The sequence below is a fragment of the Enterobacter sp. 241F3 genome, from assembly GCF_034106785.1.
Taxonomy (GTDB): Bacteria; Pseudomonadota; Gammaproteobacteria; order Enterobacterales; family Enterobacteriaceae; genus Enterobacter; species Enterobacter vonholyi.
In genome coordinates this window covers 1-24,916 of the sequence record NZ_JAWNDD010000015.1, presented here as the reverse complement: position 1 = coordinate 24,916, position 24,916 = coordinate 1, and the positions used below count along the sequence as shown (strand labels likewise).

Annotated in this window: 27 protein-coding genes; all 27 read left to right on the top strand. The window is 51.4% G+C overall.

Annotated features, from left to right (window positions below; translation table 11 throughout):
• The first annotated feature begins 393 nt into the window (after window positions 1-393).
• The 27 genes from UR504_RS21180 to UR504_RS21055 all read left to right on the top strand — a co-directional run bounded on the left by UR504_RS21180 (window position 394) and on the right by UR504_RS21055 (window position 24,733).
• Entirely contained in the window at window positions 394-1,380 is a 987-nt protein-coding gene (locus UR504_RS21180; RefSeq protein ID WP_320740126.1) for a terminase small subunit, read from the top strand.
• The gene (locus tag UR504_RS21175) at window positions 1,358-2,665 is read left to right on the top strand and encodes a terminase large subunit domain-containing protein (protein ID WP_251109212.1); all 1,308 of its coding nucleotides are present in this window, start codon (window positions 1,358-1,360) and stop codon (window positions 2,663-2,665) included. Before UR504_RS21180 ends, UR504_RS21175 begins: the two co-directional genes overlap by 23 nt.
• A gap of 1 nt (window position 2,666) precedes the next feature.
• The gene (locus tag UR504_RS21170) at window positions 2,667-4,055 is read left to right on the top strand and encodes a DUF4055 domain-containing protein (protein ID WP_047647970.1); all 1,389 of its coding nucleotides are present in this window, start codon (window positions 2,667-2,669) and stop codon (window positions 4,053-4,055) included.
• 1 nt (window position 4,056) lies between these two features.
• Window positions 4,057-5,154 (top strand): phage minor head protein, encoded by a 1,098-nt coding sequence (locus UR504_RS21165; protein WP_320740124.1) that lies wholly within the window; start codon window positions 4,057-4,059, stop codon window positions 5,152-5,154.
• 80 nt (window positions 5,155-5,234) lie between these two features.
• Window positions 5,235-6,005 (top strand): hypothetical protein, encoded by a 771-nt coding sequence (locus tag UR504_RS21160; protein WP_182384503.1) that lies wholly within the window; start codon window positions 5,235-5,237, stop codon window positions 6,003-6,005.
• A gap of 11 nt (window positions 6,006-6,016) precedes the next feature.
• Window positions 6,017-6,970, top strand: a complete 954-nt coding sequence (locus tag UR504_RS21155) for a major capsid protein (protein ID WP_320740123.1) — start codon at window positions 6,017-6,019, stop codon at window positions 6,968-6,970.
• The gene (locus UR504_RS21595) at window positions 6,922-7,251 is read left to right on the top strand and encodes an Ig-like domain-containing protein (RefSeq protein WP_414464940.1); all 330 of its coding nucleotides are present in this window, start codon (window positions 6,922-6,924) and stop codon (window positions 7,249-7,251) included. Before UR504_RS21155 ends, UR504_RS21595 begins: the two co-directional genes overlap by 49 nt.
• A 36-nt stretch (window positions 7,252-7,287) precedes the next feature.
• Window positions 7,288-7,770 carry a DnaT-like ssDNA-binding protein gene (locus UR504_RS21150; RefSeq protein ID WP_320740122.1) on the top strand — a complete coding sequence of 161 codons (483 nt, stop codon included), beginning with the start codon at window positions 7,288-7,290 and terminating at the stop codon, window positions 7,768-7,770.
• Window positions 7,770-8,120, top strand: coding sequence for a hypothetical protein (locus UR504_RS21145; protein WP_320740121.1), 351 nt, complete (start codon window positions 7,770-7,772; stop codon window positions 8,118-8,120). Before UR504_RS21150 ends, UR504_RS21145 begins: the two co-directional genes overlap by 1 nt.
• Window position 8,121: 1 nt before the next feature.
• Window positions 8,122-8,706, top strand: a complete 585-nt coding sequence (locus tag UR504_RS21140) for a hypothetical protein (RefSeq protein WP_320740120.1) — start codon at window positions 8,122-8,124, stop codon at window positions 8,704-8,706.
• Window positions 8,703-9,113 (top strand): DUF4128 domain-containing protein, encoded by a 411-nt coding sequence (locus tag UR504_RS21135; protein ID WP_275018981.1) that lies wholly within the window; start codon window positions 8,703-8,705, stop codon window positions 9,111-9,113. The genes UR504_RS21140 and UR504_RS21135 overlap by 4 nt, the downstream gene beginning before the upstream one ends.
• 66 nt (window positions 9,114-9,179) lie before the next feature.
• Window positions 9,180-9,851, top strand: coding sequence for a phage tail protein (locus UR504_RS21130; protein WP_101744536.1), 672 nt, complete (start codon window positions 9,180-9,182; stop codon window positions 9,849-9,851).
• Window positions 9,852-9,916: 65 nt separating this feature from the next.
• Window positions 9,917-10,228: a phage tail assembly chaperone gene (locus tag UR504_RS21125; RefSeq protein WP_224978988.1), complete on the top strand. Its 312-nt coding sequence runs from the start codon at window positions 9,917-9,919 to the stop codon at window positions 10,226-10,228.
• Entirely contained in the window at window positions 10,225-10,539 is a 315-nt protein-coding gene (locus tag UR504_RS21120; RefSeq protein ID WP_320740147.1) for a DUF1799 domain-containing protein, read from the top strand. The genes UR504_RS21125 and UR504_RS21120 overlap by 4 nt, the downstream gene beginning before the upstream one ends.
• Window positions 10,536-13,448, top strand: a complete 2,913-nt coding sequence (locus UR504_RS21115) for a phage tail tape measure protein (RefSeq protein ID WP_320740119.1) — start codon at window positions 10,536-10,538, stop codon at window positions 13,446-13,448. Before UR504_RS21120 ends, UR504_RS21115 begins: the two co-directional genes overlap by 4 nt.
• A gap of 336 nt (window positions 13,449-13,784) precedes the next feature.
• On the top strand, window positions 13,785-14,132 hold the full coding sequence (locus tag UR504_RS21110) for a phage tail protein (RefSeq protein ID WP_049136378.1): 348 nt from the start codon (window positions 13,785-13,787) through the stop codon (window positions 14,130-14,132).
• Window positions 14,129-14,884, top strand: a complete 756-nt coding sequence (locus UR504_RS21105; protein WP_193939814.1) for a phage minor tail protein L — start codon at window positions 14,129-14,131, stop codon at window positions 14,882-14,884. Before UR504_RS21110 ends, UR504_RS21105 begins: the two co-directional genes overlap by 4 nt.
• 1 nt (window position 14,885) lies before the next feature.
• Window positions 14,886-15,608, top strand: a complete 723-nt coding sequence (locus UR504_RS21100; protein ID WP_193939813.1) for a C40 family peptidase — start codon at window positions 14,886-14,888, stop codon at window positions 15,606-15,608.
• Complete coding sequence (locus tag UR504_RS21095) at window positions 15,608-16,198, top strand: tail assembly protein (protein WP_087822681.1); 591 nt, start codon at window positions 15,608-15,610, stop codon at window positions 16,196-16,198. Before UR504_RS21100 ends, UR504_RS21095 begins: the two co-directional genes overlap by 1 nt.
• A 35-nt stretch (window positions 16,199-16,233) precedes the next feature.
• Entirely contained in the window at window positions 16,234-16,968 is a 735-nt protein-coding gene (locus tag UR504_RS21090; protein ID WP_320740116.1) for a YnfC family lipoprotein, read from the top strand.
• A 53-nt stretch (window positions 16,969-17,021) separates the two neighbouring features.
• Window positions 17,022-20,207 (top strand): host specificity protein J, encoded by a 3,186-nt coding sequence (locus UR504_RS21085; RefSeq protein WP_320740114.1) that lies wholly within the window; start codon window positions 17,022-17,024, stop codon window positions 20,205-20,207.
• Window positions 20,207-20,509: a hypothetical protein gene (locus UR504_RS21080; RefSeq protein WP_063440020.1), complete on the top strand. Its 303-nt coding sequence runs from the start codon at window positions 20,207-20,209 to the stop codon at window positions 20,507-20,509. The genes UR504_RS21085 and UR504_RS21080 overlap by 1 nt, the downstream gene beginning before the upstream one ends.
• Window positions 20,509-21,186 carry a hypothetical protein gene (locus UR504_RS21075; protein WP_126328656.1) on the top strand — a complete coding sequence of 226 codons (678 nt, stop codon included), beginning with the start codon at window positions 20,509-20,511 and terminating at the stop codon, window positions 21,184-21,186. The genes UR504_RS21080 and UR504_RS21075 overlap by 1 nt, the downstream gene beginning before the upstream one ends.
• 104 nt (window positions 21,187-21,290) lie before the next feature.
• On the top strand, window positions 21,291-21,530 hold the full coding sequence (cor, locus tag UR504_RS21070) for a phage exclusion lipoprotein Cor (protein ID WP_126328655.1): 240 nt from the start codon (window positions 21,291-21,293) through the stop codon (window positions 21,528-21,530).
• Window positions 21,531-21,586: 56 nt separating this feature from the next.
• On the top strand, window positions 21,587-22,870 hold the full coding sequence (locus UR504_RS21065; RefSeq protein WP_320740113.1) for a tail fiber domain-containing protein: 1,284 nt from the start codon (window positions 21,587-21,589) through the stop codon (window positions 22,868-22,870).
• A gap of 172 nt (window positions 22,871-23,042) precedes the next feature.
• On the top strand, window positions 23,043-23,462 hold the full coding sequence (locus UR504_RS21060) for a translesion error-prone DNA polymerase V autoproteolytic subunit (protein WP_115874780.1): 420 nt from the start codon (window positions 23,043-23,045) through the stop codon (window positions 23,460-23,462).
• 2 nt (window positions 23,463-23,464) lie between these two features.
• On the top strand, window positions 23,465-24,733 hold the full coding sequence (locus tag UR504_RS21055; RefSeq protein WP_320740111.1) for a Y-family DNA polymerase: 1,269 nt from the start codon (window positions 23,465-23,467) through the stop codon (window positions 24,731-24,733).
• Window positions 24,734-24,916 lie beyond the last annotated feature (183 nt).

The window sequence follows — 24,916 nt, the reverse complement described above, 5'->3', positions numbered from 1 at the left end:
GCCACTCAGTGTGTTGGTCGCTCACATCGCACCCTCGTTTCGCTTAACTTTAGCGATGAATTCCTCTGTGATTGATAGACCCGCTATGATTTCCGAATTTAAGACAGAAGCACCAAATTTGCTTACGAGGTCAAGAAGAGTTTCATATGTCTGGATGAGTTCCATTAGATCGGAAATCACTAATTGATCATGCTCAGTGCGCAAATGAGACCGGGCAGAGGCTTGATGCACTATCCACTCGAGATTGGCCTTGATTTTATGTACGTCATCGTAGTTATACATATTTCATAAACTTAAATCCTCTTTTCAAGATTTCTTTGAGAAAAATACTTCATTGCTTCAAATACTGAAGCTGTGAGTGACGTCTAAAGTTCATTCAGTTTAGAGGTAACAATGGCTAAGCCGGACTGGGGCGAGCTGCAGAAGCGGTTCCTGTCTGATCACGCTGCTACTGGCATATCCCCTAAGGAATGGTGCGAGGCGCATAATCTTAATTATGTAACTGCTCGCCGCTATATCAAGAAAACTGCTGCGCAAAATACAAAAATTTACCCGCGAAAGATAGTGCGCACTGCGCAGAAAGATAAAAGCGCAGAAGAGCTGGTGGACATAAAGCTAAGCGCGAAGGTAAAGCGCTTTATTGCTGAATATCTGAAGGACAATAACGCCACGGCCGCCGCGGCGCGTGCTGGTTATAGTGACCCAAACTACGGTCGTCAGCTCATAGCGAATCCTAACGTTGCGCAGGCCATTGCGCAGCAGCAAAAAGCGTCCATTGTGCGCACGCTTGGCAGTGCCGACGAAGTCCTCGCTCAGATGTGGCAGCTCGCCACCTTCGATGCAAACGAACTCTCACAATACCGCCGCGGCGCGTGTCGTTACTGCTGGGGCTTCGGTCATCATTACCAGTGGCGCGATGCAGTTGAGTTCGAAGAGAAGAGGCTCGAGGCTGTTGAACGTGAAAGACGTGAACCTGAAGATTCCGGCGGTTACGGTTACGACCACACCCGAGAGCCCAATCCTGAATGCCCACGCTGCAATGGTGATGGCATTGGCCAGCCTTATTTCCCTGATACACGCAAACTCCCGGCAGCTTCTCGGCTCGCTTACTCCGGCGTGAAGGTTGGCAAAAACGGCGTCGAAATAACCGCAATCAGCCGCGAACGGATGTTCGAAGCTGTTATGAAGCGCCTTGGCCTGGCCGATAGCGAGTTCGCGCAGCGCCTGCAGCAGATCGAAATCGAACGTCGGCAGCTGGAGGTGGAAAAACTCCGTAAAGAGCTGACCGGTGATGGTGAGGACGATGAACCAACCCCAGTGCAGATCAATATCAACGTAGTGGACGCGAGGGCAGATGATGGGGATCAGCCCGACACTTAACATTCCTCAGGCGCGCTTTCTCGCGATGCAGCACAAATTCAAAGCCTATGTCGCCGGGTTCGGTTCCGGTAAGACGTGGGTGGGTTGTGGCGGCATCTGTAAGGGGATGTGGGAGCATCCTAAAATCAACCAGGGTTATTTCGCGCCGACGTACCCGCAAATTCGTGACATCTTCTACCCGACGATAGAGGAGGTGGCCTTTGACTGGGGGTTGACCGTCAAAATCAACGAAGGGAACAAAGAGGTTCACTTCTACGAGGGGCGACGGTACCGCGGGACAACCATCTGCCGCTCTATGGAGAAGCCCGGCTCGATAGTCGGCTTTAAAATCGGTAACGCGATGGTGGATGAGTTGGATGTCATGGCAGCGGCCAAAGCACAGCAGGCGTGGCGAAAAATCATTGCTCGTATGCGTTACAAGGTTGATGGTCTGCGTAACGGTATTGACGTCACGACCACGCCGGAAGGGTTCAAGTTCGTCTACCAGCAGTTCGTGAAGGCGGTACGTGAAAAGCCAGAGCTTGCGGCTCTATACGGACTGATTCAGGCCAGCACGTTCGACAATGCGAAGAATCTACCGCCTGATTACATCCCATCGCTGCTGAGTTCTTACCCAGACGAACTGATTCAGGCATACCTGCGAGGGAAGTTCACCAACCTTAACAGTGGGACCATTTACCACACCTTCAACCGCAAACTGAATAACTGTTCTGACGAGATTCAGGACGGGGATCCGCTGTTTATCGGTATGGACTTCAACGTTGGGAAAATGGCCGCGATTGTTCACGTTAAGCGTAACGGCCTGCCGCGCGCGGTTCGCGAGCTGGTGAAGGTCTACGACACGCCGGCGATGATTAAGCGCATTCAGGAAGAGTTCTGGCGCTACGAGGATGGTCGCTACGTTAAAAACCGGGAGATTTACATCTATCCGGATGCATCAGGGGACTCACGCAAATCCCAGAACGCCAGCAAGACCGATATTGCTCAGCTCAACGATGCCGGATTCAGCGTCATTGTAGATGATGCCAACCCGCCGGTTAAAGACCGCATCAACTCGATGAATGCTATGTTCTGTAACGCCAACGGCGAGCGCCGCTATCTGGTGAACGTCCAGAACTGCCCGGTTTATACCGAGAGCCTTGAGCAGCAAATCTGGGCGGCAAATGGCGAACCGGACAAATCAGCAGATAACGATCACCCCAATGATGCTGGTGGGTACTTCATCGTGAAGGATTACCCGATCGTGAAACCGGCATACTCAATCACCATGGACACCACTTTCTGATATGGCAAACGACGACATCACCTGGGTTCGACCAGAACATCGGGCGGCTTCTGCTGCCTGGCGGAAATACAGGGACTTTTGCAAAGGCGCTGAGGCCGTAAAGGCAGCGGGTAATAAGTACCTGCCTTATCTCGACCCAACTGATAAATCCACTCGCAATCGCAAGCGCAATGAGGACTATCTGAGCCGCGCGGTGTTCTATGCCATTGCCGGTAATACGAAAATCGGCATGCTTGGGATGGCGTATCGCAAGGATCCCACGTTTAACGGCCCTGAAAAGCTCAATTACCTGTTGGACAATGCTGACGGTGCCGGCACCAGTATTTATCAGCAGTCGCAACTGGTGGCCGAGAACGTGCTGGAAGTTGCGCGAGAGGGGCTTTATGTCGATTACGCAGAAGCCTCCGATGAGGCGATCATCCTCCGCTATCCGGCAGAGAACATTATCAACTGGCGAACAAAGCGAATTAACGGGCGCGATCAGCTGGTGCTGGTGGTACTGCGTGAATGCGTAGAAGAGCCGGATGGTTACGCTTATAAGGATGAAATCCAGTACCGCGAACTGGCGCTGGAAGAAGGCCGGTTCATCTGCCGGGTATGGCGCCGGGCTGGTGGCACTGCAAGCGGAACCTACACCGTTGACAGTGAATACCACCCTAAGCCTAAAGGAAAGGACTACTGGGACGAAATCCCGTTCACATTCGTCGGGGCCCAGAACAACGATCCTACCATTGATGATTCACCGCTGGCTGCGCTGGTGGAGATAAACCACGGTCATTACCGTAACAGTGCTGACTATGAGGACAGCGTGTGGTTTTGTGGTCAGGTGCAGCCGTACATGACAGGGCTTGATACCAACTGGCGTGATCACCTCGAGAAGAAGGGCGTTAAAATTGGTTCCCGATCACCGCTTTTGCTTCCTAAGGAGGGCTCGTTTGGTTATGCCCAGGCGCAGCCGAACATGCTGGCTAAAGAGGCCATGGACAGCAAACGCGATTACATGGTGCAGCTTGGCGCCCGATTGATTGAGCAGAACGCCACGGCGAAGACTGCTACCCAGGCGAGCGGTGAGCAAACATCCTCAACGTCTGTGCTCGGTATCTGCGTTTCGAACGTTTCTGAGGCCTACACGTTGGCGCTTAGCTGGTGTGCGAAATACCTCGGCATCAAGGGCGAAACGACGAGTTACACCATCAACCAGGAATTCATCGCGAAGGTTGCCGAGTCGGGCATGGTGACGGCAATCGTCAACGCCTGGCAGTCCGGTGCGCTGCGCGATAGCGATATGATTCGCGCATTGCAAAAGCTTGACCTCATTGACCCGGCCGACAGTCCGGACGAGGTTATTGATGTGCTTCGCAATCAGGCACCAACGTTGACGGGAGGCTGATATGGCCACCATTAACGAAAGCCTGCGCGATGAGTCGATCGCACATTCCGTCTGGTTAAGTCGCTACGCCACCGGTGTGGCAAACCGGATGGTGAAGTTGCTTAACGAAACGGACGCGGATCTTTCGGCACGGCTACTAGATGCGCTGGACAGATTGCCGCCGGAGAGCTTCACCGTTAACCGTCTGGAGAGTTTACTGGGCAGCGTGCGCGAACTTAACCATCAAGCCGTAGCGTCCATGCAGGCAGGGCTCGAGAGTGAGCTGGTGGCGCTGGCAAAGAACGAAGCCAGTTATCAGCTGAGCCTGTTCGATTCCCTTCTGCCATCACAGGTCCTGTCTCACTATCCGCTGCAGGGCATTACAGCCGATATGGTGTATGCCGCGGCGATGGCGAAGCCCTTTCAGGGGAGGCTGCTGAGTGAGTGGGCAGATAATCTGGAATCGGACAGGCTGGCGCGCATCGTGAACGCCGTCCGCAGGGGTTATCTTGCCGGCGACACGGTAGAAACTATAGCCCGCAATGTTCGTGGCCACGCCAACAAAGACTATCGCGACGGCGCGCTGCAGATGAGCAGGGCAAATGCCGCCAGCATCGCTAAAACAGCCATAAATCATCTGGCTGCCACAGCACGCAACAGCTTCACCAGTGCCAACAGCGATATCGTGAAAGGCAAACAGTGGCTGTCTACGCTGGACAATAAAACCAGCCACGACTGCATTATTCGTGACCTGCTGCGTTATACATTGGATAACAAACCGGTCGGGCATAAGGTGCCTTATTTACAGGGTCCCGGGAAGATTCATTTCTGCTGCCGTTCTACTGAAACCCTGATTCTCAAGTCCTGGCGCGAACTCGGCATTGATATTGATGAGATGGACGAGGGCACTCGTGCCAGCATGGATGGCCAGGTGCCAGCTAAAACCACGTATCTTGAATGGCTCGAGCGTCAGCCAGCTCAACGGCAAGATCAGGTTCTGGGTGCCGAGCGTGGCCGTTTGTTCCGTGCGGGTGAAATCGACCTGGCTGATATGTTCACTGACAAAGGCGAATGGATTTCCCTGGAACGTCTAAAGCAGTTATCTGGCACTGACAACTAACAACCATTTCTTACTTCACGCCCTGGCATCCGCCGGGGCTTTTTTATGGGCGAGGCCCGGCAAAATCCCGAAGGGAAAATATGTTAATTCGAAACATGCTTCTGAAATTCTATGCACCAGAAAGCGGCGGAGAGGGCAGCGGTGGCGGTGGTATCGAAATCACTCCTGAAATCCAGAAGCTGATTGATGAGCGCGTGACCAGCGAAGTCACTGGCCTCAAAACGAAAAATAGCGAACTGCTGGGCACCATTAAACAGCAGAAAGAAAACCTGTCCCGCTTTGAAGGTATCGATCCAGACGCTGTACGCGGCATTCTCCAGCGTTTTTCTGACGATGAAGAGGCAAAGCTTATCGCCGCCGGAAAAATTGATGAGGTGCTCGATAAGCGCACCGAGCGCATGCGTGCTGATGTGGATAAGCAGATTAAAGCCGCAAATGAACGCGCGGACAAAGCTGAAGCGTTCTCCAACAAATTCCGGGATCGAGTTCTGGGGGATGCAATCCGTGCTGCAGCCTCAAAAGCTGGCGCGCTGCCGGAAGCATCCGACGATCTGATTCTGCGTGCCAAAGGCACATTCCAGCTCAACGACGAAGGCGAGGCCGTAGCAGTTGATGCAAATGGCGATGTTCTGTTCGGTAAAGACGGCAAAACGCCACTGAGTCCACTCGAATGGGCGGAGTCTCTTAAGGAGACGGCTCCGCATCTGTTTCCACGCGCAGAAGGTACCGGCGCGGGCGGACATAAACCAAACGGCGGTGGCAGCCTGAAACGTTCCGAAATGAGCGCCAGCGACAAAGCGGACTACATCCGCAAGCATGGCCAGCAGGCCTTCCTCAAACTTCCGAAATAAGGGATTAACCCATGCCTACCACTGTTAATAGTGACCTGATTATTTATGACGACCTGGCGCAGACCGCTTTCCTCGAGCGCCGCCAGGACAACCTGGCTATTTTCAATGCGTCCTCCAACGGAGCGATCCTGCTGGATAACGAGCTGATTGAAGGCGATTTCCGTAAGCGTGCGTTCTACAAGGTGGGTGGCTCTATCGAATCGCGTGATGTTAACTCCACCGAAAAAGTGACGGGTAAGAAGATTGGTGCCGGTGAAGCCGTATCCGTCAAAGCGCCGTGGAAATACGGTCCATACGAAACAACCGAAGAAGCGTTCAAACGCCGCGGCCGCTCTGTAGACGAGTTTTCCGAAGTGATCGGCACTGATGTGGCTGACGCGACGCTGGAAGGCTACGTGAAATACGGCTTGAAGGCCCTGACGGCAGCAATTGGCGCCAACGCGGATATGGTGGTCACCGCCGATATCGAAACAGACGGCAAGAAGACCCTAACACGCGGCCTGCGTAAGTACGGCGACAAGTTCAACCGTGTCGTGCTCTTCGTTATGCACTCCGCCACTTACTTCGACATCGTGGATGAAGCGATCGCCAACAAAATCTACGAAGAAGCAGGCGTGGTGGTCTACGGTGGCCAGCCAGGTACGCTGGGTAAACCTGTGCTGGTGACCGACACCATGGACGCGGATGCGATTCTCGGGCTGGTGACCGGGGCGGTGACTGTTACTGAGTCTCAGGCTCCGGGGTTCCGTTCCTACGACATCAACGATCAGGAAAACCTGGCGATCGGATACCGTGCAGAAGGTGTGGTGAATGTCGACCTACTGGGTTACAGCTGGGATACCTCCAAAGGTGATAACCCGGACCTGACCAAAATCGGCACTGCAGGTAACTGGAAGAAGCACTTCACCAGTAACAAATCTACTGCTGGTGTCTTGATCAAGCTGGGATCCGCAGAGGGGGAGTAACGCTGTCAGCGGATAAAACCTCCGCAACCGCTGACAGTACCGATGCGGTCACCATTTCCCTGAAGTACACGCTAAACGGCGCAGGTGTTTCCGGCAAAACCGTTGCCTGGAATTCAACCGGCGGCACGCTCAGCACTGCCAGTTCTCAAACCGGCTCTGCTGGTGGGGCGACGGTCAAACTTACCTCTGAAACGGCAGGTACTTTCACAGTCACTGGTACTGTTGATGGTATTGCTAAATCGAGTGAGGAAATCACCTTCTCCGCACCTGCTGCTGGCTAATCGATGGGGCGTAAGCCCCATTCACCGGATGCTCAGATGATTATTACTGATATCACCGCCGCTGACGTTAACAGTTACGCCAGAGAAGATGAACTGGCGTCATTTGCCGCGCTGAGAGGGATTGAGCTGCCTGAAAAGCTCGCACCGTTACTGATTAAGGCGATGGACTACCTGGAAGGGCTTGATTGGGTAGGTTCCAAAGCAGACCCTCGACAGCCGCTGGCCTGGCCACGCGCAAATGTCATTCTGGATGGACACGATTTCCCATCCGACCAAGTGCCGCGGCAGGTTATCACCGCACAATGTATGCTGGCTATCGAGACGATTGAGGGCGATTTACTTTCAAGCGTTCGTGAGGCCGCGGTTAAAACCGAACGTGTCGAAGGCGCTGTTACCATGACCTATGCGGTTGCCGATGGTGAGGCGTTTACACCTTCTTACCCGGCGGTAATGGCTATTCTCGGCGACCTGGCTGGTGGGCGTGGATATGCAATCAATGCTTTCGCGGAGCGCGCGTAATGGCCATCAACTATCAGCGAATGCAGGCGACAACGACTCGTATGCTCAAGCAGAACGGCATTGCATATAACGTCACACGTAAGGGCACGTTAATCGTCATCGGTGGTGTGGAGCATCGTTCCGAGGATATCCAGTTCACCGCCACAGGAGTGAAGACGAATTACGCGTCAGGCGAAATTGATGGAACCGTCATTGAAAACGGCGATGTTCGGATTGTCTTCACAGCTGAGAAGGAAATTAAAACTGGCGATCTTATCGACGTGGACGGCGTAAGGCATCGCGTGGTTAAGCCAAATCCGGTGAAACCGGGCGGTGTGGTGCTCTGCTACAAATCTCAGTTGAGGGCATAGCATGAGCGATAACAAGGCGTTCACGGCTGCCATCACCGCGTTTGTGGACAAAGCCAAAGCGAATCAGGAAGCAGTCGTACGCGCAGTCGGCATTCGGATCCTTAATCAACTGGTGATGATGTCACCTGTCGGCAACCCGGAACTCTGGGGCATCAACCAGACGGCAGCATCTTACAATCAGGCGGTATACGACCATAACGAAGCGCAAAAATCGGACCCTGCCAACCTGACTAAAACCGGACGGCTTAAGAAGAAAGCTCGACTGGTGGATGGGATGGATATCAAAGCGCCACCCGGATATACCGGTGGACGGTTTCGGGGCAACTGGCAGGTGTCTTTTGATGCACCGACCACAGATGAAACGGGCCGTGTCGATAAAACCGGAAATCTGACAAAAGCCGCCGGCAATTACACACTGTCGCTGTTCAAAGTCGGGATGAAGGCTATTTATTTCTGCAACAACGTCCCTTACGCGTATCGACTGGAGATGGGGCACTCTTCCCAGGCTCCGGGAGGGATGGTACGCATCACTGCTGCTGAGTTTCAGCGATTTTTTGAGGAAGCAGTAAGGGAGGTGACTAAATGATTCCCGATATCGCGGCGGCGCTGGCCGCCAGGCTCGGCGAGTGGGCTGATGCTGAAGGGATCCCAGTTGCCTGGGAAAACGTGCCTTTCACACCGCCATCTGATGGGCTCTATCTTGCTGTCCATGACATGCCCGCCACGCCGCGTACGGTAGACCTTGGATTGCGCTGCCGCATTTATTCAGGTGTATACCAGATTAATGTTGTGGCCCCAGCAGGCACTGGCCGTACCGATGTAGTGGCTCTGGCTGACCGCGTGGCTGAATTGTTCCCCGAGGGGCAGGAGATTGAAGGCAGGGGTTTTACATGCTGGATAGATCAAACGCCTGGTGTTTTCCGCGGTATCACTACATCTGTCTCTTATACCGTTCCCGTTAGTCTCAATTACCGAGCCGATATCTCCAGCTAATCCTCACAACCTTCTAAACCTGACCGGCTCTTTGCCGGTTTTCCCGTTTCTAAAGGAGTAACCAATATGGGCTTTGCATTGCCTAACGGCGCTCACGTCTATCTGGCATCGGGTTATGGCCCAGCCATTCCTTTCACCGGGGCGACAAACGCCGAAAACATGGTGATCACCGTGAGTGAAGCTGATGCACTCAAGGTGGGTGATATTGTTCATGTGAACTGCAACTGGTCCGGTGTTGATAACGTCATTGCAAAAATTGATGCGATTGCCGAAAGCGCCGTAACTCTTCGCAACATCAATACCACCAACAAAAACAAATATGCCGCTGGTGGCGGTACCGGTTCGATCCGTAAGGTGCTTGAATGGACCGAGCTGCCGCAAATAACTGAGGTGTCGAAATCTGGTGGCGATCAGAACACCACACAGATTCAGTTCCTGAGCGACGACCGCCAGCGAAACCTGAATACCTATAAATCCGCAGTCTCTCAGACCTACTCGATCGCTCACGACTCAACTCTCCCGGTATATCCGTTGCTGCGCCAACTGGATGAAGACGAAGAGACGGTTGCGGCTTACATGTACGTGCCGAAGGCGAAGGAAAACCGTTACTGGGCGGCCACGGCGTCCTTTGACGATACGCCAACTACTGCGGTTAACGAGGTAGAGACAGTGAGTGTGGTGCTGAACCTGCAGTCACCGGCGATGACGTTCTACAAGGTGACTGACGCTGCCGCCTGACCCGTCAGAGCTTTCACTATTCCATGCCTCCCATAACGGAGGCTTTTTTTCGTAAAGAGGTATCGATGGCGACCAAATTCACCCTTCAGCCCAAACCTACATTCAAGGCCAATGTCTCGATCCCCCGCGCTGGCGATGAGGATGGCGTGCTGACGTTCACGTTCAACCACAAGCCACTTAAAGAACTGGCTGACCTCGAAAAACTCGAAGGTAAAACCGCCACTGATTTTCTGATGGAAATCATTGCTGGCTGGGCACTTCCCGACGCATTCAACGTGGAAAACCTGTCGGTGCTGCTGGAAAACTATCCGGCGGCAATGAAGGCAATCCCGGAAACCTACTACCGCGAGCTGATGGGGCAGCGTGAAAAAAACTGATAGCGGTTGCCTCTGCGTTCTATACGCCTGAGCCCACAGCGGCAGACCTGGCGCCTTACGGGCTTACGCCGGATGACTATGACGATAATATCGTAGATGTCTGGCCCGATATCTGGCCTTCATTCCTGGTGTTTCAGGCTGTTAGCACGCAATGGCGAACGGGAATGGGCGGCACGTCCGGGCTCGACTATAACGTTTTGCCCTGGGTGATGCGTCTGCACAACGTCGACGACGAGGCAACCGCGCTTTCGGATATCCGGGTGATGGAAAGTGCTGCGCTAAAAATTATGCATAAAGAGAGAGCGGAATGAGTAACGACATCGCCACTATTTCCCTGCGTGTAAATACCAGTGAGCTGGAGCGTGGTAACCAGGCATTGGATCGCTTTCAGGAGACCGCGTCCGCCGCGGCAGGTAAAGCGGATGACCTGAATAGTACGTTCCGCACCGGTATCGATAACCAGAAGAAAAACAGCGAAAGCCTCAAGCAACAGCGGCAGGAACTGCAGAATCTACTGAATAAAATCAGCCCCGTAAACAAGGCGCTGGATGAACTGGACACGATCCAGGAGAGCCTGGCGAAGTTTCGCGGCAAAGGGCTGGTAGGGGATGAAGACTTTACTCGCTACAACAGCGTGCTTGAGACGACCCGAGCTAAACTGGCGCAGGTCATGGAGTCTGAGACCGCAGAGGGGCGGGCTCGCATTGAACAGGCACAGGCCGCGCAGCGCGCAGCTGCAGCGGGCAAAACCTTTATCGATTCGCTGGAAGAGCAGGTCACAGCAATCGGGAAAACGCGCGCAGAACTGTTTGAGCTAAAAGCAGCCCAACTTGGCGTGTCCGATCGTGCTGCACCGATGATCGCCCGACTGAAAGAGCAGGAAGAAGCGTGGAAGTCAGGAGCGATCAGCGCGGGGCAATACCGCAACGCGATGCGTTATCTTCCAATGCAAATGACCGACATCGTAACTTCATTAGCGTCCGGTATGCCGGTTTATATGGTAGCCATTCAGCAGGGCGGCCAGCTGCGCGATTCGTTTGGCGGTGTAGGCAATGCTCTGAAAGCGATGTTGTCGATGGTGACTCCTGCCCGAGTGGCCATTGGTGGTCTGGCAGGTGCTGTTCTGATTGCTGCAAAAGCGGGAGCGGACTACTTCACAGCCTACGACGAAATTAACAAGGCCATTATCAGGACAGGCAATATTGCTGGCACTACAGCGCTCCAGGTTATGGCTTCCTCTCAGTCGATTGCTGCCTCTACTGGCGCTACTGTAGAAACCATTCAGAGTCTGATGACTGAACTGATTAGCATGGGTTCGCTCACACAGCAGCAGCTTGAAAAAGCGGCGAGCTCTACTGCACTTGCAGTTCAAACCGGTATTGTTTCGGCGCAGGACATCATCAAGGCCTATCAGGATATTGAAAAGGATCCGGTTAGAGCCCTCCAGAGTCTAAACGAACAATACAACTTCCTGACTGTTTCGCAGCTTAAGCATATTGATGAGCTGGTGAAACAGAAGGACCAGACCGCGGCCGTTACACAGGCTATGGACCTGTTTGGTGATACGATGGCAGAACGCGGAGAACAGGCTTATGACTCGCTGACACCGTTTGGTCGCCTGTGGCTGGATATCAAAGACTGGGCGTCTGAGGCCATGCAGAATATCGGTCAGTGGGTAGCTGAGCTGGCATCAAACACACTGAAGGAATTCAACGCAATTTATTACAGCGTTGCGATAGTTTTCCAGAAGCTGAACCAGATCATTTCTTCCTCTATCGCTGCAGCGATTAATCTCATTCCTGACTGGGCGAAAACGGATACTTTGCAGGGATGGCAGGACTATAACGAACAAATGGCCGGTGCTTATGGCGACAGCGTATCTCAACTGAAAAAAGACTGGGATGCCGCAGACATTAGTGCAAGTAAATACCTTGATACCACCCGCAAGGTAAAAACCGCGACCACTCAGAAAGATCGAGAAGGGGTCGCTGCTTTTGGCAAAAAGACGAAACCCGGAAAACAGGGCACTGTATCGGCTGGCGATCGCAGCATGTATGCTGCCCAGGCCGAGCTACTGGCGCTTCAGGCACAGTTACGCGCGCTGCAACAGCATAAAGGGCTGAACGACACTATCAGCCAACAGCGCAAAGACCTTTGGACTACGGAAGCGAAATTTCAGGTGCTGGAAGAGGCCTCCCGATCTCGCTCTCTGACAAAGCAGGAGCAATCTCTGCTCGCGAGTAAAGACCAGGTGCTGCAGTTAGCGCGGCAGAAAGCCCTGTTGGGTGATCAGATTTCCTCGCAGGAACTGCTGAACAAGCGCATGGATACCTCGCAGAAATACGTAACGCAGATGGCAGAGAAACAGGCCGCATTACTGGGTGGCGCGGGGATGAGTGACCGCCAGGCGCAGCGAGAGCTAGCAAAAAGTCAGCTCGCCGCCGGCTGGAAAAATTCAGGTGGTTCGCTGGATGATGGCGGATATAAGAAGCAGCTTAAAGCGGCGAATGATTACTATGATGCAGAGGACAGGTTGCGTGGCGACTGGTTGACCGGCGCGAAAAAGGGCTGGGCTGATTTCGAAGACAGCGCGACCAATGTCTACTCCCAGGTGCAGACGGTTACCAGCAACGCATTCACCGGCATGGCCAGCACCCTGACTGATTTCTTCACAACAGGTAAATCTAACTTCTCAGATTTCCTTTCCACTTTCCTCAAGGGCATCGCCCAGATGCTGACCCAACTGGCTCTGGTTAATGGAATGAAGTCAGCGTTTGGTGGAACCAGTATCGGTGCGTTCTTTGGTTTCTCAGGTGGTGGTTTGGTCCCCGGTTTTGATGGAGGCGGCTACACGGGAGATGGCGGTAAATACCAACCGAAAGGCATTGTACACGGCGGTGAGTTTGTGTTTACGAAGGAAGCGACAAGTGCATTAGGTGTCGGCAATCTCTATGCGCTTATGCGTGGAGCTCAGGGGTATGCAAACGGCGGTTATGTTGGCACAGCCCCAATGTATGGGCTGCAATCGAATGCAGCTGGTGGCGTAACTGTTCAAACTTCCGTGGTCGTTCAAAACCAGAACACTCACCAGCAGACTTCCGGCAATAACGATGCTATTTCTCGGGCTTACAAACAGACCATCGATCAGTCTGTTCGTGCTGGAATTGCTAAGGAGTTGCAACCCGGAAGGTTGATTTGGAACGCTATGAAAAGCCGTTGATAAACTGATAGCAGTCCCTTGTTTGAGCCTGCTATCACAAGATTAATTATTTACGGGGCAGATACTTATGGGTTGTATATGTCCCACCCTTGTGTGAGGAGCCTTTCCCGTTGGTGTAATGACCACGAGAACCTTTTGCATAAGTGATCGAGGGCGCCACAAGCGCTAAAGAAAGAGCTGCGATTAGTAGTGTTTTCATGAGAACTCGCTGTGTAGTGAAGTAGTGTAATAGCCATTCAAATATACGTAATGAATCGACAATTGGAGATGAAATTTCTTTCAGCGACTAATCGAATTATACCCGCTTCGGCGGGTTTTTTTATGCCCGGAGGAAAAGTGACGATCGAAACATTTACCTGGCGAACCCAGATTCAAGCGGGTATGGAAGGGGAGTTCACTTACACAACACGCTCTGCATCCTTTGGAGACGGCTTTGAACAGATCGCCGGTGAAGGTATCAACCCTGAAAAACAGTCATGGCCGATGACCTTAACGGGAAAAAAAGCTGAGATGCTCGATGCGCTGAGTTTTTGCCGCAAGCACATCACAAAATCCTTTATCTGGACGTCTCCTGTTGGCGAAACCGGTTTATACCGGATTGAAGCTGATTCCATTAAAGCCCAGCCGCTATCCAGCAAAGTGATGACCATAAAAGCAACCTTCAAACAGGCATACGCACCATGATTACTGAAGATTATCAACGCCTCGATCCTGGTGAAAAAATACGTCTTCTTGAGGTAGACGGTTCTGCGTTTGGTCTGGACGACGTTCTGCGCTTTCACGCTTATAACCTCCCGCATACTGAAGAAGAGATTGCGGCTGCTGGTGGCGACGAATCAAAGTTAAAGGCGAAGAGTATCTGGTGGCAGGGCGAAGAGTATGGTGCCTGGCCATATAAGCTCGAGGAACTGGAAGCGTCCACCGATGGCAGTAGCGCCCAGCCGACGCTCACCGTTGCCAACATTGACAGCTCTATCACTGCGCTCTGTCTGGCCTATGACGATATGCTGCAGGCAAAAGTTACGATTCATGACACTTTTGCGCATTACTTAGATGCGCGTAATTTCCCTGATGGAAATCCAACAGCAGATCCCTTGCAGGTGAGGAAGCGGGTTTTCTATATCGACGGTAAAAATAGCGAGCTTCCCGGTGAAAGTATCGAGTTTGTTCTTACCAGCCCGATGGATCTGCAGGGATTGATGATTCCGACCAGACAGCTGCATTCCCTTTGCACATGGTGCATCCGGAATAGGTACCGCACCGGCGATGGGTGCGATTATGCCGGCACGCTTTACTTCGACAAAAACAACAATCCGGTAAGCGATCCCTCATTGGATGAATGCAGCGGCACGCTCACCGCCTGCAAGCTTCGGTTTGGTGAACACAATGAACTTCCTTTCGGTGGTTTTCCTGGAACATCTTTGATCAGGAGCTAACATGCGTCAGAAAACAATTCAGGACATCCTGGCGCATGCTGCGAAAGAATATCCCCGCGAATGCTGTGGCGTGATAGCGCAGAAAAGCCGGGTGGAACGCTATTTCCCATGCCGTAATCTGGCCGTCGAACCAACGGAACAGTTTCACCTTGCGCCAGAGGATTACGCTGCTGCTGAAGACTGGGGGACGATAACGGGAATCGTACATAGCCACCCGGACGCGACGACCCAACCAAGCGAACTGGACAAGGCTCAATGCGATGCAACGTTGCTGCCCTGGCACATTGTTAGTTGGCCGGAAGGAGACTTTCGTACCATTACTCCCCGCGGCGAATTGCCTCTACTCGGGCGCCCGTTTGTGCTCGGACACTACGACTGTTGGGGGCTGGTGATGAGCTATTTCAGGCAGGAACACGGCGTTGACTTGAACGATTATCGGGTGGATTACCACTGGTGGGAAAAGGAGTATCCGGAAAATTTCTATCAGGATTGCTGGTACGAATGTGGTTTCCGCGAATTTAGTGGATCATCAATGCCGGGCGATTTGATCATCATGCAGGTGGAATCGAATAAGTGGAACCATTCAGGGATCTTGCTGGAGGGGAACATGCTTCTCCATCATCTTTATGGTCACCTCAGTCAACGTGTGCCATATGGAGGTTACTGGATGGAGAGAACCATGAAAATTGTCAGGCATAAAAGCCTAATCATGCAGGAGGGATAATGTGCGAATCCGTCCGTACTGTTCGTCTATATGGTGTTTTGGGTACTACGTTTGGCCGCGAATTCCAACTTTCGGTAGCCTCACCAAAAGAAGCCATCCGCGCATTGTGCGTTATCGTGCCAGGCTTTGAGCGTTTTTTGAATACCAGCAAGCAGCGCGGCCTAACCTACGCTGTTTTCAGCGGTAAGCGTAACCTGAACGATGATGAGCTCTCTATGGATCAGAGTACAGCTGACATCCGTATTGCGCCGGTTATCCTCGGGAGTAAACGTGGTGGAGTATTCCAGACCATCTTAGGCGTGGCTTTGGTCGCAGTTGGTGCTGTGGCGTCATACTTTGGCGGTGGTGCTGTCGGCGTTCCTCTAATGCAATTTGGCGCTGCGATGGCCCTTGGCGGTGTCGTTCAAATGCTTTCTCCACAGACAACAGGACTAGCCAGCAAGCAATCGGCAGACAATAAGGCCAGCTACGCATTTGGTGGAGTAACCAATACGACAGCCCAGGGTAATCCTGTGCCGCTCCTTTACGGCAAACGCCGCATCGGTGGAGCGATCATCTCCGCCGGTATCTATGTTGAAGATCAGCAGTAAGCATGCTGTAATGGGCTTACTTAATATGGGGTAACTTGAGCTTAGATTCAAAAATGAAAAAAATATTTACTCTTTTCCTTTGTACTTCCTTATTTTCAGGCATGGCTTTAGCTGATAACCATTACATACCTCTCCTCTATAATTTATCTACTATGTTTGATTTCAATCCAGTTAAAGGAGCTGTCAAATCATTAGATACTGATGTTGAAGAAAATGGTAAGGTCACTTATAAAATCGCCATCAGACTAGCTAAGAATGGTTGTGTCGAAAGCTTAGATCTTGATAACGTTTCGTCTGGTCATGAAACAAATCTAAAAAATAGCAATGGAAGTCTTGTTGGCCAGAGAGATGGTAAGTCTTTCTCTATACAGCTCGATGAAAAATGTAATATTTTGAGTAAAAATGAAAATGGTGATGAGTTGCGATATAGTCTTTACTCGAATGGCTTAATTAAAGATACCTATTATTTAGGTAAGAAAATATCTGAGCATTTTTATGATGATAATTCTAATTTGATACGTTCTGAGTTTTATGGTTCTGGAAAGGTCCTCTCTAAAAACGAAATATCTTATGTTGATAAAGACAGGAAGCCTCTTGATTATAAAATTATAAACACATCAGTTTACTCGGACGGTTATACAGCAACGAATACTTGTCATTATAGCGAAAAGCTTGTTCCTGAAATATGTAAAGTAACAATGCAGAGCGCAGGGAATCCTGTGCCGAAGCCAGTACTAATGACAGCGAATACGAAAGTTGAATTCTACTAGATTAAACACATTTCAATAAGCCACCTCCGGGTGGCTTTTTTTATGGGCGCAATATGGCTATAGCAACCGCTATTAAAGGCCGCAAGGGCGGCAGTTCAAGCTCAAGAACTCCTACAGAACAGCCAGACGATCTGCAGTCAGTAGCCAAGGCAAAAATCCTTCTCGCGCTGGGAGAGGGGGAGTTTGCTGGTGGCCTTACTGCGCGCGATATTTATCTCGATGGCACCGCACTTGAGAACGCAGATGGTTCACAGAACTTCAGCGGTGTGGCGTGGGAGTTTCGTTCTGGAACTCAGGCGCAAAAATACATTCAAGGGATCCCGGGTACCGAAAATGAAATCAATGTAGGTTCCGAAGTTTCCAGCTCTACAGCGTGGACGCGCACGTTCACCAATACGCAGCTTTCAGCTGTTCGCCTGCGTCTAAAATGGCCTTCTCTCTTCAAACAGGAGGATGATGGCGATCTGGTTGGCTATTCGGTCAACTACGCAATTGACCTGCAGACAGATGGCGGTACCTGGCAGACGGTGCTAAATACCAGCGTGACCGGGAAAACCACCTCTGGTTACGAGCGCAGCCACCGTATCGATTTATCTCAGGCTGGCAGCATCTGGACCATCAGGCTGCGTAAGATTACAGCTGACGCAAATAGCGCGAAGATTGGCGACACGATGACGCTGCAAAGCTTCACAGAAGTAATCGACGCCAAACTGCGCTATTCGAATACCGCGCTACTGTACATCGAATTTGATTCGAGCCAGTTCAATGGCTCGATACCGCAAATATCCTGCGAGCCCCGCGGGCGTGTTATTCGTGTGCCCGATAATTATGACCCCGAAACACGAACGTACAGCGGCACCTGGACGGGCGCATTTAAGTGGGCATGGACGGATAACCCTGCGTGGATATTTTACGATCTGGTGGTCACTGACCGCTTCGGCCTTGGTAATCGGCTAACGGCAGCCAATATCGACAAATGGACGCTTTATCAGGTCGCTCAATATTGTGATCAACCGGTACCGGATGGTAAGGGTGGTAGCGGAACTGAACCTCGTTACACCTGCAACGTATACATTCAGGATCGAAATGACGCTTACACCGTCCTGCGTGACTTCGCCGCCATTTTTCGAGGCATGATCTACTGGGGAGACGACCAGATTGTTGCCCTTGCGGACATGCCCAGAGATGTCGATTTTACCTACACGCATGCTAACGTTGTCGACGGCAAATTCGTATATTCCAGCAGCACAACCAAAAGTCGCTACACAAACGCTCTTGTATCCTGGTCTGATCCGGCAAATGGGTATGCTGATGCAATGGAGCCCGTCTTCGAGCAGGCTTTGGTGGCGCGCTATGGTTTCAACCAGCTTGAGATCACCGCCATCGGTTGCACCAGGCAGTCTGAGGCTAACAGAAAAGGGCGCTGGGGGATCCTGACCAACAATAAAGATAGGATTGTAACGTTTGACGTTGGTCTGGACGGCAATATTCCTCAGCCGGGCTACATAATTGCTGTTTCTGATCGCAATCTCTCTGGTCGAGATTTAGGCGGTAGATTATCCGCGGTTAATGGTCGTGTACTCAAACTTGACCGGGTACCAAGTGCTAAGACCGGTGACAGGATAATGGTAAACCTGCCGTCGGGCATTACCCAATCCCGGACGATTCAGTCCCTGTCCGGTGAAATGGTCACCGTAACAACTTCCTTTAGTGAACTTCCGCAGGCTGAGGCTGTATGGGTAATTGAATCTGATGAACTCTATGCGCAGCAGTACAGGGTAATTAGTGTCACCGATAACAATGACGGGACATATACCATCACGGGGGCAAATCACGATCCGGATAAATATGCCCGAATCGATACGGGTGCTGTAATTGATCAGCGGCCGGTGAGTGTCATTCCTCCTGGTAACCAGTCGCCGCCAGCCAACATCGCGATCAGCTCGTTTTCGGTGGTTCAGCAGAATATCAGCGTCGAAACCATGCGAGTGAGCTGGGATCAGGCACAAAATGCCATCGCCTATGAGGCGCAATGGCGCCGCAATGATGGGAACTGGGTTAACGTGCCGCGCAGCTCTACCACGTCATTCGACGTCCCGGGGATTTACGCCGGACGGTACCTGGTGCGCGTGCGAGCTATCAACGCAGCGGAAATTTCTTCCGGGTGGGGATATTCAGAAGAGAAGACGTTGACCGGCAAAGTGGGCAATCCGCCCAAGCCAGTGGGCTTTATGGCTACGGCCATCAACTGGGGTATTCGTCTGAACTGGGGGTTCCCGGGAAACACCGGCGATACCCTCAAAACAGAAATCCAGTACACGACCAACAGCGACTTTTCCGATCCGTTGCTGCTATCGGACGTACCTTATCCATCTGCTGAATATACCCAGCTCGGGCTGAAAGCCGGGCAGGAATTCTGGTATCGCGCGCAGTTGGTTGATAGAACGGGTAACGAGTCCGGCTATACCGACTGGATCAGGGGAATGTCTAACGATAATGCTGATGATTATCTGGGTGAAATCGCAGACGATTTCCTTAACTCGGCCGACGGCGACCGCTTGACCAGCGATATTGATACCAATCTTGAAGCTGCAATGCAGAACGCGCTGGCCAACCACGGAATAGTTGAACATCAATGGGCGCAATACGGAGAGGTACGCGCCGATATCCTGGTTGTAAAAACGACTATTGCTGAGGTGGATAGGGCAATGGCCGAAATGTCGACACAGGTGCAGGCGCAGATCGACAACGTCACCGCTTCCCTGGAAGACAAGCTCACAGCCGTTGTCGATGCCTCTGGTGCTTCGGCAATATACACCCTCAAAACAGGTGTGAGGATAAACGGGGTGATTTACAACGCCGGGATGTCGATTGCTGTGCTTGCTGAGGCCGGGAAACCGGTAGTAACTAGGGTTGGCTTTAACGCTAATCAGTTCGTGCTGATGAGTGGCAGTGGTGATACCCAGTATTCACCGTTCGCAGTGGTTAATGGTCAGGTCTTTATTAGCTCAGCATTTATTCAGGATGGCACGATCACCAATGCTAAAATTGGCAACTTCATCCAGTCCAACAATTACGTACCAGGGCAGTCCGGGTGGAAACTGGACAAAGGCGGTACCTGGGAAAACTACGGCAGCGATGGGCAGGGCGCAAGAAAGACCACGAACGTTACTGACAGCATCAGGGATGCGAATGGTGTCCTCCGCGTACAGATTGGTAAACTTACAGGAGTATTTTAATGACGTGGGGCATTCAGACATGGGATGCCAATGGCAATCCGAACAATTATGGTATTAAGCCAGTTTCAGTGGTCGGACGTATTCAACTTTCTGAGGGGCAAAACTCTGGAAGCTGGTCATTTACCATTCCGGCAGGAATGAAGGTCGGATTTGTCGTTTCTCTGGATAAGGGGGCGGTCTCGGTAGGGCGCAGTATCGTCGCCAGCGGAAATACGATAACTCTTGGCGCGGCAAACAGCGTTGGGATTGGAAACTATCCAGCCTCTGAATGTGAGCTCGTAGTTTTTGTGGAGAAAGCATAATGGCAGATTATGGCGCACTGATAGCTCTGGATAATGGAAATCCCTTTATTACGCCTCAGTCCACGCCATTTTGTCTCTACAGGAGGGTAGTGGTTAACTCAGTAGCAAGCGGGGCATATCACGGTGCATCTGCAACAATAGCTCTGGACGTTTCTTATCCGGCGATGGTTTTTTGCAAAACGAGTGATACTGCTCAGCCTACTGTGGTTACTGCAGCCAGATCAGGAGGAAATATTCTTGTTGGATCAAGCAATGCCTATGGACAGGCACATACATTAACGGCTTACATCTTTGCTATTTATCCTCAGACATTGCCAAAATGGGGATTTGCTATCTGGGATGCCACCGGGAAGTTGGTTCTGACAAACGAGAGTCGGATATTGAGTGACCTTGTGACTGTTGGGACGCCTGGAGCTACGACAGGTGGAATTAATATTGACGTCACTCTGCCTGGTAGTTATGCGGTGGCACCCGCTATTCTTGGCTCCCAGATCATCCAGAACAATAACACTAAACCACCCACTATTGTGAATATCACAGCCTACTCTGGATGTCGGTTTAATGGTTCATCAACCAGAATTAATGCCGCGCCCTCGACAACGGCTACCGGTTCTGCTGCGGGTGGGACAACGACTGGAATAGCTTTGACGGCTATCAACACCGCCGCCTATGATTGATCGTTTTAAGCGATCAAATTCACTTAATTGATCTGTTATATCTATTTTATATTTCAGTACCGCTGCGTTAGTTTTCACTTAATAAAAACTAATCAAGGTGTGAAATGACGAAAATAATGTTAGCGATGGCATTTTGCCTATTTCTTTCTGCTTGCTCTGGTTCAGTTCTGCAAAAGCAAAAGCCATTATGCGAGGCAGAAGCACTTATTGGAGGTCAGGTTCTGTCGGTACAGATTTACGATGTGCGCAAAGTAGCCAATCAGACAGAATATAGGGCAGGCTACCCTTTCAATTGGCGATGGGTGAGCAAAAATAACTTCACCAGGTCGACCTGTTCAAAGTGAACAAAACAAGAACCCGCTTCGGCGGGTTTTTTATTATCTGCACTCAGGAGTCTTTTATGTCGGCAGGTACCCTCACCCTGACAAACGGGTCCGCCATTGTTGGCGGTTCCGGAACCTCATTCACAACAGAACTCACCGCAGGTGACTTCATTGTCTCTACTGTGGGCGGTATTCCTTTTACGCTGCCAGTGAAAACGGTCGATAGTGACACGCAGCTTACGCTTGTCAGCAACTTCCCCGGGCCAACGCAATCCGGCGCTGCCTGGTCAGCCGTCCCCCGTGTGGCGCTGAATATGGTAACTGCCGCGCTGGTGGCGCAAAGTGCTGAAGCGCTGCGTGGACTGAATTACGACAAACAGAACTGGCAAAGTATTTTTTCTGGAACCGGAAATGTAACGGTAACCCTGCCAGATGGAACAACATGGACGGGCCCAGCCTGGAATAGCATTACAACATCACTTTCAGGCAAGGCGGCAAAAGGTGCAAACCGCGATATCACCTCTCTCAGCGGACTTACGACAGCGCTATCTGTAGAACAGGGCGGTACCGGTTCGACAACGGTATCAGGCGCTCGCACAAACCTCGGTTTAGGAAACAGCTCTACCAGGGATGTTGGAACAGCAGCGGGAACAGTGGCCGCTGGTAACGATTCACGATTAAATTCCGTCGATCAGAAAACGGGTGGGAAAATCACGAGCCCAATTACAGTCCAGCCCGGCGTAGGCGGTAATCCCGGATTTGCCATCAGTTCAGGAGATAATGGCGTCGGTGGTTTGATGAATAACGGAATCAACCTGATCGTTGCCAATGGGTATAACCCAAATACAGGAAATTATGTCAACATTCTTAGAGGAACCTGGTATACAGGGGAATGGACATTCGGGGGGGCCCGTGGCGGCGGGGCTAATTTTGATAACGTGACATTGGGCCTGAAAGGGTCTGATCAGGAAGGACTTGTTGCATGGGTATTCCATTCAAATGGCGCTGCGATAGGCAATTGGGTAACTTCTTCCGATGAGCGCATTAAAGAAAATATAACGGTAATAGCTGATCCGCTTATGAAAATGCAGCAGCTTCGAGGCGTTGAATGGGATCGCCTCGATACACCTGCGCACGGGTATGGCTTCATAGCTCAGGAAGTCGAGAAGGTTTTTCCTGACGCAGTTAAATCATATGGAAAAACAACCTTACGAGATGGCTCAGAAATTGAGGATGTAAAATCAGTAGATACCTTCGGTGTGGCCGCCGCCCTTCACCATGAAGCAATCCTTGCTCTAATGGATGAAGTTAGTTGCCTCAAAAGGCTAATCAAAGAACTGGATGTAGGGGCGTTGGATTAAAACTACTCAATTGGAGTTTGAATCGAATAATTTACAAAAGTCATAATTCGAAACGAGAGAGAAACTTAGAAACGAAACGGCGAAGCTTTAAGCAGTGAGGGTAGGGCCTGTATCTTGCGGACACTTACAAATAAAACTACTGTATATAAAAACAGTATTTGAGGTGTGTGCAATGGAATTCATCAGGCCAACAGAACTGCGAGAAATTTTCACTCTTCCGCTTTTCAGTGACTTAGTACAGTGTGGTTTCCCAAGCCCCGCGGCTGATTACGTGGAACAGCGCATCGATCTCAATGAGTTACTTGTTGCTCACCCGAGTTCCACATACTTCGTTAAAGCCGCGGGTGATTCAATGATCGAAGCGGGGATCAGCGACGGTGATCTGCTGGTGGTGGACAGCTCACGCACTGCTGAGCATGGTGACATTGTGATCGCCGCGGTGGAAGGGGAATTTACTGTTAAACGCCTGCAGTTACGCCCGACAGTCCAACTCATCCCAATGAATAGCGCCTACAGTCCGATTGTTGTAGGCAGCGAAGATACGCTGGACGTTTTCGGCGTTGTTACTTTCATCGTCAAATCGGCGAGCTGAGTATGTTTGCGCTCTGTGACGTGAATTCGTTCTACGCATCATGCGAGACGGTGTTTCGTCCCGATTTGAAAGGGCGGCCAGTGGTTGTTCTTTCGAACAATGACGGCTGCGTAATCGCGCGCAGCGCCGAGGCCAAGGCGGCTGGAATCACCATGGGGGAGCCATATTTCAAGCAAAAGGAGCTTTTCCGGCGCGCTGGCGTTGTTTGCTTCAGCAGCAATTATGAGCTGTATGCTGATATGTCGAACCGTGTGATGACCACGCTGGAGGAAATGAGCCCCCGCGTCGAAATTTACAGTATCGATGAAGCTTTTTGCGACCTGACAGGTGTTCGCAACTGCCGTGACCTTACGGAGTTCGGCAAAGAGATCCGCGCTACCGTTCTGAAGCGTACGCACCTGACCGTTGGGGTTGGCATCGCGCAGACAAAAACACTCGCTAAGCTGGCAAACCACGCAGCCAAGAAATGGCAGAGACAGACGGGCGGAGTTGTTGATTTGTCAAATATCGATCGCCAGCGTCGGTTGTTAGCTGTCGTGCCTGTAGAGGATGTATGGGGCGTCGGCAGGCGCATCAGTAAGAAGCTGAACGCCATGGGTATCAAAACGGCTTTGGACCTCTCTATGCAGAGTACGTGGATTATTCGGAAGCACTTTAACGTAGTACTCGAGCGAACGGTCCGGGAGCTGCGCGGCGAACCATGTCTGGATCTGGAGGAATTTGCACCAGCTAAACAGGAAATCGTCTGCAGCCGGTCATTCGGCGAACGCGTTACTGAGTATGAACAGATGCGCCAGGCTATCTGCAGCTATGCTGCCCGTGGTGCTGAAAAACTGCGGGGTGAACATCAGTACTGCCGCTTTATCTCTGCGTTCGTGAAAACCTCTCCCTTTGCGCTTAACGAGCCGTATTATGGTAACAGTGCGTCCATGAAGCTTCTTACCCCCACTCAGGATTCACGCGACATCATTAACGCCGCGGTAAAGTGCCTGGACAAAATCTGGAAGGATGGCCATAGGTACCAGAAAGCCGGCATTATGCTGGGTGATTTCTTCAGTCAGGGGGTAGCCCAGCTCAAATTGTTCGATGAAAACGCGCCGCGGCCCGGTAGTGATAAACTGATGGAGGTTCTTGATCAACTCAATGCCAGAGACGGCAGAGGAACTCTCTACTTTGCCGGGCAGGGCATTCAGCAACAGTGGCAAATGAAGCGAGAAATGCTGTCGCCTCGATATACGACGAGATATTCAGATCTGCTAAGAGTCCGATAAGTATTCCTGATGTCTTGGTCCGCTTTGTGCCAAAAGCGGAAGCTACTCCCCCATTCGGTGTTAATCGATACAGAGCAGATCAATCTTCGACAAAGAAAATGAGAGGCTTATCACTCCTCATATGAAAATTATTGTAGTAAAGTGAATAGTCAATTTATCGTTTATAAATCATTGGTATATATG